The sequence below is a fragment of the Ruegeria sp. AE3 genome, from assembly GCF_056542225.1.
In genome coordinates this window covers 233,309-245,484 of record NZ_JBQFZL010000001.1, presented here as the reverse complement: position 1 = coordinate 245,484, position 12,176 = coordinate 233,309, and the positions used below count along the sequence as shown (strand labels likewise).

Here is a 12,176-nt window from a genome sequence, read left to right as displayed (position 1 = left end):
ATCAGCCTCCTACGCTCCAACGGGCGAATGCGCCCCAGAACCAGTCGAATTTCGCCGCAAAGGCCACAAAGACCACCCAAACCAGCGAGAACGGCAGGAAAACTTTCCAGCCCAATCGCATCAGCTGGTCATAGCGGTAGCGAGGCGTGATGGCCTTGACCATCGCGAAGATGAAGAAGAAGAACGCCATCTTGGCGACCATCCACAACACGCCATCGGGCAGGCCCGGGATTGGCGACAGCCAGCCGCCGAAGAACAGCAGCGAGGTCAGCGCGCACATCAGGAAGATCGCGATGTATTCACCGGCCATGAACAGCAGGAAGGGTGTGGCCGAATATTCGACCTGATAACCCGCCACCAGTTCCGATTCCGCTTCGGGCAGGTCAAACGGTGGTCGGTTGGTCTCGGCCAGCGCCGAAATGAAGAACAGAAAGACCATCGGGAAATGCGGCAGCCAGTACCAGCTGAAGAAGCCGAACGACCCATCCTGCGCGCGGACGATGTCACCAAAGTTCATCGACCCGGTCGAGATGATCACACCGATGATGATCAGACCGATGGAAACCTCGTATGAGATCATCTGCGCGGCTGAGCGCAACGAGCCCAAGAACGGGTACTTTGAGTTCGACGCCCAACCACCCATGATCACGCCATAAACCTCAAGCGAGGAAACGGCGAAGACATAGAGGATTGCGACGTTGATGTCCGACAGGACCCAGCCATCATTGAACGGGATCACCGCCCAGGCGATCATCGCCAACACGAAAGAGGTGAGCGGCGCGAGGATGAAAACCGTGCGGTCGGCCCCCGCGGGGATCACGACCTCTTTGACGACGTATTTCAACGCATCCGCCACCGATTGCAGCAGACCGTAAACGCCGACCACGTTAGGGCCGCGGCGCATCTGGACAGCGGCCCAGATCTTGCGGTCGCCATAAACAAGGAACAACAGCGAGATCATCACGAAGGCAACAACAGCAAGCACTTGCGCCAGAATGATGATGGCTATTCCGCCGGGGGTGTTAAAGAATTCAGCCATTGGTCCTCACACCGTGGGTATTCCGTTTTTCGCGCGCGATGCAAAGGCCCGATGCCTGCGCAAACTGCGGCTGGGTCGGCGCGTTGGTGTAAACAGCATCTGCCGCCATTGCGCCACCCTTTTTCTTTCGTTTCACGCACATTTCCGGCGCAGTCAGGTGCCACCCGACCACAGCGCTGGTTTGCGATATGAAACTGCTTTCGTTCATTCCGCCGCAATCTTCTCAGCTTTGCGGGCTTGCGCCTGCGCCGAAAGCTCGGCCATCAGTTGCGAGGCCCGAGCGATCGGGTTGGTCAGATAGAAATCCTTGATCGCATTGCGGAAGGTCGCCTTGCCCAAAGACCCGGCCTCCAGCGCTTGAACCTCATTCTCGATCACCTCGTCGATGCGGGCCAGATGGGGAACCGCCTCGATCAAGGCTGTGCGCAACTGCGCAAGCGAGTCATAGGGGAGTGTCGCCCCCAGCTCAGCCGACAGCGCACGCAGGATGGCCCAGTTTTCCTTGGCCTCACCAGGCGCAAACCCAGCGCGCATCGCCAGTTGCGGGCGGCCTTCCATGTTCACGAACAGACCGTTTTCCTCGGTATATGCCGCGCCCGGCAGGATCACATCTGCGCGATGCGCGCCCCGATCCCCGTGGCTGCCCTGATAAATCACAAAGGCGCCTTCGCCGATTTCGACCTCATCCGCACCAAGGTTATAGATCACATCCGCAGCATTGATTGCTTCCATACCGCCATCGTTGGTGGCGTCCACATCCATCGCGCCCACGCGCGACGCCGCAGTGTGCAAAATGATCAGGCCGCTTTCCGTATTTGCGGCAATTGTTTGCGCGGCAGCCAGAACAGCTCCTCCGTCCGCCTCCTGCAGCGCTCCCTGCCCGACGATGACCAGCGAGCGTTTACCCCTGATTTCATCGTCGCCGCCCATGTCGACAACCTTTTGCAGCGCTGCGCGATCATCGCCCACATGATGGTACCCATAAGTCAGATCGACCGCTGGACCCACCAAAGCGACTTCGGCCCCGTGCGCCCACGCCTTGCGGATACGCGCGTTCAAAACCGGTGCTTCATCGCGCGGGTTGGTGCCAATCAGAAGAATACGCTCGGCCGTATCGATGACTTCAATCGCGGCGGTCCCGGCATATCCGCCACGGTTCCCGACCGGAAGCTTGGCCCCATCGGTGCGGCACTCAACAACTCCGCCTTGCCCTTCGATCATCTGTTTCAATGCGAATGCGGCCTCGACCGGTACCAGATCACCGACGATACCGGCTGGCTTCTCAGCACCTTTCAGCGATTCTGCGGCCTTGGTCAGAGCTTCGGACCATGAGGCCGGGCGCAGCTTACCGTTTTCGCGGATGTAAGGCTTGTCCAGTCGCTGACGCCGCAACCCGTCCCAGACAAAGCGGGTTTTGTCGCTGATCCACTCTTCATTCACTCCGTCATGATTGCGAGGAAGGAAGCGCATCACCTCGCGCCCTTTGGTATCGACACGAATGTTCGATCCCAGCGCGTCCATGACGTCGATGCTTTCGGTCTTGGTCAATTCCCACGGGCGGGCGGTAAACGCATAAGGTTTCGAGGTCAGTGCCCCAACCGGGCACAGGTCGATAATGTTGCCCTGCAGGTTCGAATCCAGCGTCTGGTTCAGATACGAGGTGATCTCGGCATCCTCACCGCGCCCTGTCTGACCCATCTGAGTGATCCCGGCGACTTCGGTGGTAAAGCGCACGCAACGGGTGCAACTGATGCAGCGGGTCATTGCGGTGCCCACAAGCGGTCCCAGATCCAGATCATCAACCGCGCGTTTGGCTTCCTTGAACCGCGAACCGGACAGGCCATAAGCCATCGCCTGATCCTGAAGATCGCACTCTCCGCCCTGATCACAGATCGGGCAATCCAATGGGTGGTTGATCAGCAGGAACTCCATCACCCCTTCGCGGGCCTTCTTGACCATGGGAGAGTTCGTCTTGACCACCGGTGGCTGCCCTTCTGGCCCCGGGCGCAGATCGCGTACCTGCATCGCGCAGGATGCAGCCGGTTTCGGCGGACCGCCCACCACTTCAACCAGACACATCCGGCAGTTTCCCGCAATCGACAGACGCTCGTGATAGCAGAAACGCGGCACCTCGACCCCGGCCTGCTCACAGGCCTGTATCAGGGTCATCGCACCTTCGACTTCGATTTCCTGCCCGTCGATATTGATCTTGCGGAGGTCAGACATGGCTCTCAGTTCGCTCTCAAATAAACGCCAATGGCGCTGTTTCTTTGGATTTCCTTCTGCCCCAAAGAGCAGAACGTTTTGGGGTTGTCGTAGGACACGCCGTTTTTCGCCAGATAAGCCTCGCCCTTCGCCCGCATCCGATCCTTTTCAGCATCCGACTCGACATATGAGCGGATTTCCGTGTCCGAGTACCCCAGATTATTCGCTTTGGACCGCAGTCCCCACATCACACTGATCGCTTTCAATCGCCGCCCGCTGATCGACGGGCAGAACTCGGAAATCTCATTTGCAATGGCGATGTAGTAGAGTTCGTTGTCGATCTCTTTGACATCCCTCAAGGGCGGCTTTGCTTCTGCAACCACGGGCAAGGCCATCAGCGATGCGAGGGCGGCTAGTTTTGTAACAGACATGGGTTTTCCTTTCGTCTTGGACTGTCCAAGACGAAGCGGTTCGCGGCTGCTAGGCAATAACACCCTGCTCGCCCACCGGAGATATGGAAAAACACCGGTCATGGCCGCTGGCAGGTTCCTGCAAATGTCAGTTGATCATTGCTGATGCTAAGGTTCTGCGGGTCTGTATCCGGACCCACCGTCCACGAAATCCGAGACGACCCGAAGTTCTGGATGCAGAATTTGGTTCCTTCATGACGTCCGGCCTCGCGCGCACCATCGAGTGAAGCAGAGACGCCTTTGACGACAACCGTAAAGTCCGCGGGCGAGGTCTTCTTGTCGACCACCTTCGCCTTGGTTCTGAACGACTTGCCATCAAACAAAAGCCGATCTGCCGACGGTTTAACCAGACCGCAAGCGGAAACACCAACCAATGCCAGCGCAACAATAAGGGCTTTGGGGGCCTTCATACTTTCCCTCTTTGTTTTCTGTTCCGCTGCGTCGCTATCAAAACGCCGCGACCAATGCCATAAGCCCGATCACGAACATGCACGCCCATCCGATCACATACAAAATTGTCCGCGGGCCGCTGGTTGGCTTGCCGATCCCCTTCAAGTGCACCACCAGCATCGCCAAGCGCGCAACCAGCGCCACCGAGGCCAGAAGGTTTACCCAGAACGGGCTGACGCCCAGCAGAATCGCCGCTGTAATGACTGTCACAAACGCAGGAAGTGTCTCCGTCCCGTTCAGATAGGCCCGGTTCAGACGATACGCCTTGTCGGCATAATCCTGGTCAGGTGTCGCACCGGGTGCCAGCCCCTTGGCTTGTTTGGCCAGTGCCGAAAACGGCGCCAGAAACAATACAACCAGCGTGAAAAGCACAACCGACGCAATTGCGTGGCTATATTCTGCAAACACTTCCATCTCGTTCACTCCGCTGCCATCGCACCCATACGGCCCGATTTCTGAGCCTTGATGCGGTCTTCGATCTCTTCCCGGAAATTGCGGATCAGGCCCTGGATCGGCCAGGCGGCCGCATCGCCCAAGGCGCAGATCGTGTGTCCTTCGACCTGTTTGGTCACGTCAAACAACATGTCGATCTCTTCCAGCTCAGCTTCACCGCGCACCAGACGATCCATCACACGCATCATCCAGCCGGTGCCTTCGCGACACGGCGTACACTGACCACAGCTTTCATGCTTGTAAAACTTCGACAGGCGCCAGATCGCCTTGATGATGTCGGTGGATTTGTCCATCACAATCACCGCTGCCGTGCCCAGACCCGAACCCAGATCGTTGCGCAAGTAATCGAAATCCATGATCGCGTCGCGCATATTTTCACCTCGCACGCAGGGAACCGAGGATCCACCAGGGATAACCGCCAGCAGATTATCCCACCCGCCGCGAATGCCGCCGCAATGGGTTTCGATCAGCTGTTCGAACGGGATCGACATCGCCTCTTCGACGACGCAAGGGTTGTTCACGTGGCCCGAGATCGCAAACAGCTTGGTACCTGCGTTGTTCTGACGACCAAATCCAGCGAACCAATCCGCACCCCGTCGCAAGATGGTCGGCACCACCGCGATGGATTCCACGTTGTTCACAGTGGTCGGACATCCGTACAGCCCCGCGCCCGCCGGGAACGGAGGTTTCATCCGCGGCATACCCTTCTTGCCCTCAAGGCTTTCGATAAGGGCGGTTTCCTCGCCACAAATATAAGCCCCTGCCCCGTGATGAAGGAAAAGATCGAAATCCCAGCCCGAACCAGCGGCGTTTTTGCCAAGAAGCCCCGCGTCATAGGCCTCGTCAATCGCGGCCTGCAATGCCTCACGCTCGCGGATATATTCGCCGCGCAGGTAGATATAGCAGGTATGCGCGTTCATCGCGAAAGAGGCGATCAGACACCCTTCAATCAGCGTGTGGGGATCATGGCGCATGATCTCACGGTCTTTGCAGGTGCCGGGCTCGGACTCATCGGCATTCACAACCAGATAGGAAGGGCGACCGTCACTTTCCTTTGGCATGAACGACCATTTCAGGCCAGTTGGGAAGCCCGCACCGCCGCGTCCGCGCAGCCCGGAATCCTTCATTGTCTGAATGATCCAGTCCCGGCCCTTTTCAATCAGGCCAGCTGTGCCGTCCCAATGCCCGCGGGCTTGCGCGCCTTTCAGCGTGCGTTCGTGCATCCCGTAGATGTTGGTAAAGATCCGGTCCTGATCCTTCAGCATCATTCGTTACCTTCAGCTGTCCTGACGCATGCGCCAGAGTTGAAAAATGTTCACACCCGCATAAATGAATGCCGCCAAAGCGGCAAAATCAAACAGCAGCGCGTGCCGGGCTGTCAAACCCAGCGCGGGGCCAATGAACAGATTCATGGCAAGCCAGATCACCATCGTCACCGCTATTACGATGCCGATATGTCTGCCCTTTCGGGCTATGGCCTGATCCTTATCCTTGTCCATCATCCCCCGATGCCCCGATGGGGCACCCGTTTAGTCTTCGTAGGTGCCATCTTCCTTGGCACGTTTGGCAAATTCGGTTTCCTCACCCGCCGCAAGCTTGGCTGCCTGTTCAATCCAGCCATCGCGCTCGATCCGGCCCTTGAACTTCAGCCGAGCATCGACCCAGGCGACCTGTTCCGGCGTCCAGGCTGCGATCTGATCATAGTGGAAGAAGCCCAACTCGTTCAGGGTCTGCTCCAGCTTGGGGCCTACGCCTTTCAACAGTTTCAGGTTATCTGCCTTGCCGTCGCGCGCGCCCGTCAGTGTTTCGGGCTGGTCCTCTTGCGCTGCCTTCGCCTCAGCGGCCTGTTTCACAGCAGGTTTCGCCGGGGTTGGCGCTTTGGGCGGCTTCGGTGCAGCTTTGGTCGCAGCCGCTTTGCCATCCTTGCCCAACCAAGGGGTCAGAATCGGAACCTCGGTCCCATCAATGCGCTTGACCGTATCACCAATATTAGTGGCCAGTTCGACGCTGGCGTTGTACTGCGTTCTGCCGCTGTCATACTCCGTCAGGCTGGTCAGCCCTTTGAGCGGTTCAGCCGCATAGCGACCATTCTGCGGGCCCGGCGTCGGAACTTTCCCTGCCACCAGATCATCAAGGATCTTGCCAAAGCTCGCAGCGGTCAGGTCTTCGTAGTAATCCTTGCCGATCTGTGCCATCGGCGCATTGGTGCAGGAGCCAAGGCATTCGACCTCTTCCCAGCTCAGCTTGCCATCGGCGGACAGCACGTGTGGCTTGGCCGCGATCTTCTCCTTGCAGACAGCGATCAGATCCTCGGCCCCGCAAATCATGCAGGAGGTCGTGCCACAAACCTGAACATGGGCCACACATCCCACCGGTTGCAGCTGGAACATGAAGTAGAACGAGGCCACCTCTAGCACGCGGATATAAGCCATACCCAGCATGTCGGCGACGGATTCAATCGCCGGGCGGCTCAGCCAGCCCTCTTGTTCCTGTGCACGCCACAGCAGAGGGATCACCGCACTGGCCTGACGGCCTTCGGGATATTTGGTAATCTGCGCTTCGGCCCATTGCTGGTTGGCAGCGGTGAAGGCAAAGCTTTCAGGTTGTTCGGGATGAAGACGGCGGAGCATTAGCGGTCAATCTCTCCAAATACGACGTCCATAGTGCCGATGATGGCGGCGACGTCGGCCAGTTGGTGGCCTTTGGCAACGTGGTCCATGGCTTGCAGGTGCAGGAAACCCGGGGCGCGCAGTTTGGCGCGGTAGGGTTTGTTGGTGCCGTCGGCAACTAGATAGACGCCGAACTCGCCCTTGGGGGCTTCGACAGCGGCATAGACCTCACCGGCAGGCACGTGGAAGCCTTCGGTGTACAGTTTGAAGTGATGGATCAGGCTCTCCATCGAGGTCTTCATATCCGAGCGTTTCGGCGGGGTGATCTTGCCACGCGCCAGAACGTCACCGGGGCACTCGCGGATTTTGGCGATGGCCTGACGGATGATCAGCAGCGATTGGCGCATTTCTTCCATACGGACAAGGTAGCGGTCATAACAGTCGCCGTTCTTGCCAACGGGGATCTGGAACTCGAACTCGTCGTAGCACTCGTAGGGCTGCGCGCGGCGCAGGTCCCATGCCAGACCCGATCCGCGCACCATCACGCCCGAGAAGCCGTACTTCTGGATGTCATCCTCGGTCACGACGCCGATATCAGCGTTGCGCTGTTTGAAGATGCGGTTTTCGGTCAGCAGCCCGTCAATGTCATCAAGGACGTTGGGGAATTCGTGGCTCCACGCCTCGATATCGTCCAGCAGTTCCGGCGGCAGGTCCTGATGTACACCACCCGGACGGAAATAAGCGGCGTGCAGGCGGGCACCGCAGGCACGCTCATAGAACACCATCAGCTTTTCACGCTCTTCAAAACCCCAGAGTGGCGGGGTCAGTGCGCCGACGTCCATCGCCTGCGTCGTCACGTTCAGCAGGTGGTTCAGGATGCGCCCGATCTCGGAATACATAACCCGGATCAGCGAGCCACGGCGCGGCACCTCGACCCCGGTCAGCTTTTCGATGGCCAGACACCAGGCATGTTCCTGGTTCATCGGTGCTACATAGTCCAGACGGTCGAAATACGGCAGGTTCTGCAGATAGGTCCGGCTTTCCATCAGCTTTTCGGTGCCACGGTGCAGCAAGCCGATATGCGGGTCGCAACGCTCGACGATTTCACCGTCCAACTCGAGCACCAGACGCAAAACTCCGTGAGCCGCAGGGTGTTGCGGGCCGAAGTTGATGTTAAAGTTGCGGATCTTCTGCTCGCCGCTCAGCGCGTCCGTGCTGCCGTCATCGTATCTTGAGCCGTCCATCACCGCCCTCGTTTCTTCTTTGCTTCGGCCCGAACCCGGACCTTTTCCGCCTCGGTCGCTTTGACCGCAGCTCCGGCCAGTAGAACCCCTAACGCGCCCAGAATGATCAACTCACCCATCATCTCAGCGTCGCTCCATCTCTTGCAGTTTCATCGCCATCATCCACAGCAGGACAATCACGACCGGAGAGATGATGCATGCAAACGCCCAGTTCTTGTTGATCCCGAAATGCGGCAGCAGCTTGATCATCGGAATGACCGTTGCAACAACCAGAATTATCCAGATCAGGAACTCCATGATTATGTCTCCTGTTTCTCATCCCCCGGCAGAATGTAGTTCGCACCTTCCCATGGGGACATGAAATCAAACTGACGGTATTCCTGCACCAGACTGACCGGCTCATAGACCACGCGTTTCTGCGCCTCGTCATAACGCACCTCGGTGTAGCCGGTGGTCGGGAAATCCTTGCGCAGCGGATGGCCACGGAATCCATAGTCCGTCAGAATCCGCCGCAAATCTGGATGTCCCGAGAACCGGATGCCGAACATGTCGAACACCTCACGCTCGAACCAGTTGGCCGAGGGGTGGATATCGACGATCGAAGGCACCATGTCATCTTCGCGGATCGAAACCCGCAGACGGACACGCTGGTTCTGGTACATCGACAGGAAGTGGTACACCACATCGAACCGCTTGGCACGTTCGGGGTAATCGACGCCGGTGATATCCACCAATGTCGAGAACTTGCAGTTTTGGTCCGACCGCAGGAATTCTACGAATTCCACCAGGTTCGACGGCGCCACATCGACGTTCAGCTCGCCATGGGTCACATCCCAGGACAGAACGCAATCGGCTCGTTTCAGTTCAAGCTGGGTGCCGAGTTCTTTGAGTGCTTCGCTCATCTACCCTTCCCCTCAGCGTACAATTGTGCCGGTGCGGCGGATTTTGCGTTGCAGCTGTAGCAGACCGTAAAGCAGCGCCTCGGCGGTTGGAGGGCAGCCAGGCACGTAAATATCCACCGGAACAACCCGGTCACAGCCACGCACGACGGAATAGGAATAGTGGTAGTAGCCCCCCCCATTCGCGCAGGATCCCATCGAGATCACATAGCGCGGCTCGGGCATCTGGTCGTAAACCTTGCGCAAGGCAGGAGCCATCTTGTTGGTCAGCGTGCCAGCCACGATCATCACGTCAGATTGGCGCGGAGAGGCGCGTGGCGCGATGCCGAAACGTTCCGCATCATAGCGCGGCATCGAAGTGTGCATCATTTCAACCGCGCAGCAGGCCAGACCAAAGGTCATCCAATGCAGCGAACCCGTACGGGCCCAGTTGATAATATCCTCGCTCGAGGTCAGCAGAAAACCTTTGTCCTGCAACTCGGCATTCAGGGCCTGAGTGGCGACTTCTTTGTCGACGCCAGCGGTATTTGCACCGGTCATCACTCCCATTCCAGGGCCCCTTTCTTCCACTCATAGGCAAAGCCGATGGTCAGCACGGCCAGAAACACCATCATCGACCAGAAGCCGACATCGCTGATATCGCGGAACCCGACAGCCCAGGGAAACAGGAATGCGATCTCAAGATCAAAGATGATGAAGAGAATCGAGACCAGATAGAATCGGACGTCAAATTTCATTCGCGCATCGTCGAATGCATTGAAGCCACATTCATATGCGCTGACCTTTTCGGGGTCGGGATTGCGGACAGCCAGTACAACGGCGGCAAGAATCAGGACGATTCCAAGGCCTACGGCAACGGCCAGAAACACCAGAATCGGGAGATACTCCCGCAGCAGGTCTTCCACGAATAGCTCCTTTCTTGCGCACGCATCTTGTCGGGTGCGCCGTCAATTGGCGTGTTGACTGGACATTCTCTATCCCCGCCGGGTCAGAGGGTCAACCGAACACAGCCCCCTCTGCCATCAAACATACGCTTGACAGCGCGGCATAGAATCGCATCACGAGCGATTTGCATTGGCTTACGGAAACTCGGTAAACTTACTTATTCCATGCAGGTTTACGTTTTTCGAAGAACGCCGCGATCCCTTCACGTGCCTCTTCCGTTTCCCAGCGCTCGACCAGTTCGTTGATGGTCTGGTCGATTGTGGCATCATCAATACGAGGTCCCAGAGTTCGAACCAATGCCTTGGCAGATGCAACTGCCCCCGGCGCGCACGAAAGATAGGGCCGGAGTTCATCTTCTATCGCAGCCGCAAGCTGCTCGGGAGGCACAGCCTTTGCCAGCAATCCCAAATCAACCGCTTCGGGCGCATCGAACAACCGGGCCGACATGAATACACGCCGTGCCCGCGCCTCACCCATACGAGCGATAACATAAGGGCCGATTGTCGCTGGGATCAGCCCAAGCCGGGTCTCGGTCAGTCCCATCTTCAGACTATCTACACCGATGGCGACATCGCACACGGCCGCCATTCCAACACCTCCGCCAAAGGCGTTGCCTTGTAGCGCCCCGATCAGGGGTTTGGGCATCGTGTTCAACGCCTGCAACATCTCGGCCAGCTTGCGCGCCTCGACAAACCGCGTCGCCTTGTCGGCCGCCATCTGGTCCTGCATCCATCCCAGATCACCACCAGCGCAAAACGTCTTTCCCGCAGCAGCCAGAACGACCGCTCTGACAGTGCCATCCTGACCCAGTTGCGACGCGGCCTGTGTCAGCTCGGCAATCATCTGACCCGAGAGCGCGTTGTGCTTTTCCGCCCGGTCCAGAGTTAACGTGGCAACACCGCGTTCGTCTGCTGAAATCGAGATTGTTTCGAACATGTTAGCCTCTCAACGCCTTGGCCATCTGCGCGGCCTCTTCGACCACATCGATATCCAGACCGGTTTGATAGCCCAACCGGTGCAAATGCGCTGCAACGGTTTCAGTCGCGACATTACCCGCAGCCCCCGGAGCATATGGGCAACCGCCAAGCCCACCCACGGCCGCGTCGAACACACGCACACCCAGCGAAAGTGCCGCATCGATATTGTCGATTGCACGCCCATTGGTGTCATGAAAATGCCCGGCAAGCCGCGTCACAGGAACCCTTTCCCGAACCGCCAGAAGCATATGCGCAATCTTGTCTGGCGTGCCTTGCCCGATCGTGTCCCCCAATGACACCTCGTAACAGCCCAACGCAAACAACCGGTCGGCAATTTCGGCGACTTTCTCGGGCGGGGTCGGGCCATCATAGGGGCAATCCGTCACGCAAGAGACGTAGCCGCGAACCGGAAGGTCGATATGACGCGCCGCTTCGAGAATCGGCGTGAACCGTTCGATTGACTCGGCGATCGAGGCATTGATGTTTGCCTTGGAAAACCCCTCGGAAGCCGACGCGAAAATGGCAATCTCATCCGCTTCGGCAGCCAGCGCATCCTCGTATCCGCGCATATTCGGCGTCAACGCCGCGTAGCGCACGCCGTCCGCGCGGGTAATACCGGCCAGAACCTGCGCCGACCCCGCCATTTGAGGCACCCATTTGGGAGAGACAAAGCTTGCAACTTCGATCCGTCGAAACCCGGCGCGGCTGAGGCAATTGATCAGCGCCACCTTGTCGGCAACCGGTATCTCACGTGTTTCGTTTTGTAGCCCGTCGCGCGGTCCAACCTCGTAGATTTCGACCAGATCACCCATGTCAGAACCCCTTATGGCTTGTTCTCATTCCAAATACGGATCGCGCGACCGTGCCACGTCAAGCCGCGCGGGT

Annotated in this window: 17 protein-coding genes; all 17 read right to left on the bottom strand. The window is 58.2% G+C overall.

Annotated elements, in window-relative coordinates; all coding sequences use genetic code 11:
• Position 1: 1 nt before the first annotated feature.
• The 17 genes from nuoH to ACR0NZ_RS01130 all read right to left on the bottom strand — a co-directional run bounded on the left by nuoH (position 2) and on the right by ACR0NZ_RS01130 (position 12,103).
• Positions 2-1,039, bottom strand: coding sequence for an NADH-quinone oxidoreductase subunit NuoH (gene nuoH, locus ACR0NZ_RS01210; protein ID WP_117868407.1), 1,038 nt, complete (start codon positions 1,037-1,039; stop codon positions 2-4).
• On the bottom strand, positions 1,032-1,175 hold the full coding sequence (locus ACR0NZ_RS01205) for a hypothetical protein (protein ID WP_480476092.1): 144 nt from the start codon (positions 1,173-1,175) through the stop codon (positions 1,032-1,034). The genes nuoH and ACR0NZ_RS01205 overlap by 8 nt, the downstream gene beginning before the upstream one ends.
• A gap of 68 nt (positions 1,176-1,243) precedes the next feature.
• Positions 1,244-3,265, bottom strand: coding sequence for an NADH-quinone oxidoreductase subunit NuoG (nuoG, locus tag ACR0NZ_RS01200; protein ID WP_480516392.1), 2,022 nt, complete (start codon positions 3,263-3,265; stop codon positions 1,244-1,246).
• A gap of 5 nt (positions 3,266-3,270) precedes the next feature.
• A complete protein-coding gene (locus ACR0NZ_RS01195; RefSeq protein WP_480516390.1) occupies positions 3,271-3,675 on the bottom strand; it encodes a DUF5333 domain-containing protein in 405 nt (134 codons plus the stop codon).
• 98 nt (positions 3,676-3,773) lie between these two features.
• Positions 3,774-4,124, bottom strand: a complete 351-nt coding sequence (locus tag ACR0NZ_RS01190; protein WP_480476087.1) for a hypothetical protein — start codon at positions 4,122-4,124, stop codon at positions 3,774-3,776.
• Between the two features lie 37 nt (positions 4,125-4,161).
• Complete coding sequence (locus tag ACR0NZ_RS01185; protein WP_480493845.1) at positions 4,162-4,578, bottom strand: MAPEG family protein; 417 nt, start codon at positions 4,576-4,578, stop codon at positions 4,162-4,164.
• Positions 4,579-4,583: 5 nt separating this feature from the next.
• Complete coding sequence (nuoF, locus tag ACR0NZ_RS01180) at positions 4,584-5,882, bottom strand: NADH-quinone oxidoreductase subunit NuoF (protein WP_209504919.1); 1,299 nt, start codon at positions 5,880-5,882, stop codon at positions 4,584-4,586.
• Positions 5,883-5,894: 12 nt separating this feature from the next.
• A complete protein-coding gene (locus tag ACR0NZ_RS01175) occupies positions 5,895-6,116 on the bottom strand; it encodes a DUF5337 domain-containing protein (RefSeq protein WP_209598087.1) in 222 nt (73 codons plus the stop codon).
• 30 nt (positions 6,117-6,146) lie between these two features.
• Positions 6,147-7,247 (bottom strand): NADH-quinone oxidoreductase subunit NuoE, encoded by a 1,101-nt coding sequence (gene nuoE, locus ACR0NZ_RS01170; protein ID WP_480516388.1) that lies wholly within the window; start codon positions 7,245-7,247, stop codon positions 6,147-6,149.
• Positions 7,247-8,470, bottom strand: coding sequence for an NADH-quinone oxidoreductase subunit D (locus ACR0NZ_RS01165; RefSeq protein WP_480516386.1), 1,224 nt, complete (start codon positions 8,468-8,470; stop codon positions 7,247-7,249). The genes nuoE and ACR0NZ_RS01165 overlap by 1 nt, the downstream gene beginning before the upstream one ends.
• Positions 8,470-8,592, bottom strand: a complete 123-nt coding sequence (locus ACR0NZ_RS01160) for a hypothetical protein (protein WP_280923171.1) — start codon at positions 8,590-8,592, stop codon at positions 8,470-8,472. The genes ACR0NZ_RS01165 and ACR0NZ_RS01160 overlap by 1 nt, the downstream gene beginning before the upstream one ends.
• Before the next feature lies 1 nt (position 8,593).
• Positions 8,594-8,767: a hypothetical protein gene (locus ACR0NZ_RS01155; RefSeq protein WP_170569030.1), complete on the bottom strand. Its 174-nt coding sequence runs from the start codon at positions 8,765-8,767 to the stop codon at positions 8,594-8,596.
• 2 nt (positions 8,768-8,769) lie between these two features.
• Complete coding sequence (locus ACR0NZ_RS01150) at positions 8,770-9,372, bottom strand: NADH-quinone oxidoreductase subunit C (RefSeq protein ID WP_480516384.1); 603 nt, start codon at positions 9,370-9,372, stop codon at positions 8,770-8,772.
• Positions 9,373-9,384: 12 nt separating this feature from the next.
• Positions 9,385-9,918, bottom strand: a complete 534-nt coding sequence (locus ACR0NZ_RS01145; RefSeq protein ID WP_209504454.1) for a NuoB/complex I 20 kDa subunit family protein — start codon at positions 9,916-9,918, stop codon at positions 9,385-9,387.
• Positions 9,909-10,274, bottom strand: a complete 366-nt coding sequence (locus tag ACR0NZ_RS01140) for an NADH-quinone oxidoreductase subunit A (protein WP_209504455.1) — start codon at positions 10,272-10,274, stop codon at positions 9,909-9,911. The genes ACR0NZ_RS01145 and ACR0NZ_RS01140 overlap by 10 nt, the downstream gene beginning before the upstream one ends.
• 193 nt (positions 10,275-10,467) lie before the next feature.
• Positions 10,468-11,250, bottom strand: a complete 783-nt coding sequence (locus tag ACR0NZ_RS01135) for a crotonase/enoyl-CoA hydratase family protein (protein WP_480476075.1) — start codon at positions 11,248-11,250, stop codon at positions 10,468-10,470.
• A 1-nt stretch (position 11,251) separates the two neighbouring features.
• Complete coding sequence (locus ACR0NZ_RS01130) at positions 11,252-12,103, bottom strand: hydroxymethylglutaryl-CoA lyase (RefSeq protein WP_480476073.1); 852 nt, start codon at positions 12,101-12,103, stop codon at positions 11,252-11,254.
• Between the last annotated feature and the right edge of the window lie 73 nt (positions 12,104-12,176).

Bases quoted from the DNA above. Each gene is read 5' to 3' on its own strand.
- ACR0NZ_RS01165 (WP_480516386.1), bottom strand. From the start codon at position 8,470: ATGGACGGCTCAAGATACGATGACGGCAGCACGGACGCGCTGAGCGGC.
- ACR0NZ_RS01155 (WP_170569030.1), bottom strand. From the start codon at position 8,767: ATGGAGTTCCTGATCTGGATAATTCTGGTTGTTGCAACGGTCATTCCG.
- nuoH (WP_117868407.1), bottom strand. From the start codon at position 1,039: ATGGCTGAATTCTTTAACACCCCCGGCGGAATAGCCATCATCATTCTG.
- ACR0NZ_RS01145 (WP_209504454.1), bottom strand. From the start codon at position 9,918: ATGGGAGTGATGACCGGTGCAAATACCGCTGGCGTCGACAAAGAAGTC.
- ACR0NZ_RS01130 (WP_480476073.1), bottom strand. From the start codon at position 12,103: ATGGGTGATCTGGTCGAAATCTACGAGGTTGGACCGCGCGACGGGCTA.
- nuoG (WP_480516392.1), bottom strand. From the start codon at position 3,265: ATGTCTGACCTCCGCAAGATCAATATCGACGGGCAGGAAATCGAAGTC.
- ACR0NZ_RS01195 (WP_480516390.1), bottom strand. From the start codon at position 3,675: ATGTCTGTTACAAAACTAGCCGCCCTCGCATCGCTGATGGCCTTGCCC.
- ACR0NZ_RS01175 (WP_209598087.1), bottom strand. From the start codon at position 6,116: ATGGACAAGGATAAGGATCAGGCCATAGCCCGAAAGGGCAGACATATC.
- ACR0NZ_RS01150 (WP_480516384.1), bottom strand. From the start codon at position 9,372: ATGAGCGAAGCACTCAAAGAACTCGGCACCCAGCTTGAACTGAAACGA.
- nuoF (WP_209504919.1), bottom strand. From the start codon at position 5,882: ATGCTGAAGGATCAGGACCGGATCTTTACCAACATCTACGGGATGCAC.
- nuoE (WP_480516388.1), bottom strand. From the start codon at position 7,247: ATGCTCCGCCGTCTTCATCCCGAACAACCTGAAAGCTTTGCCTTCACC.
- ACR0NZ_RS01190 (WP_480476087.1), bottom strand. From the start codon at position 4,124: ATGAAGGCCCCCAAAGCCCTTATTGTTGCGCTGGCATTGGTTGGTGTT.
- ACR0NZ_RS01160 (WP_280923171.1), bottom strand. From the start codon at position 8,592: ATGATGGGTGAGTTGATCATTCTGGGCGCGTTAGGGGTTCTACTGGCC.
- ACR0NZ_RS01135 (WP_480476075.1), bottom strand. From the start codon at position 11,250: ATGTTCGAAACAATCTCGATTTCAGCAGACGAACGCGGTGTTGCCACG.
- ACR0NZ_RS01185 (WP_480493845.1), bottom strand. From the start codon at position 4,578: ATGGAAGTGTTTGCAGAATATAGCCACGCAATTGCGTCGGTTGTGCTT.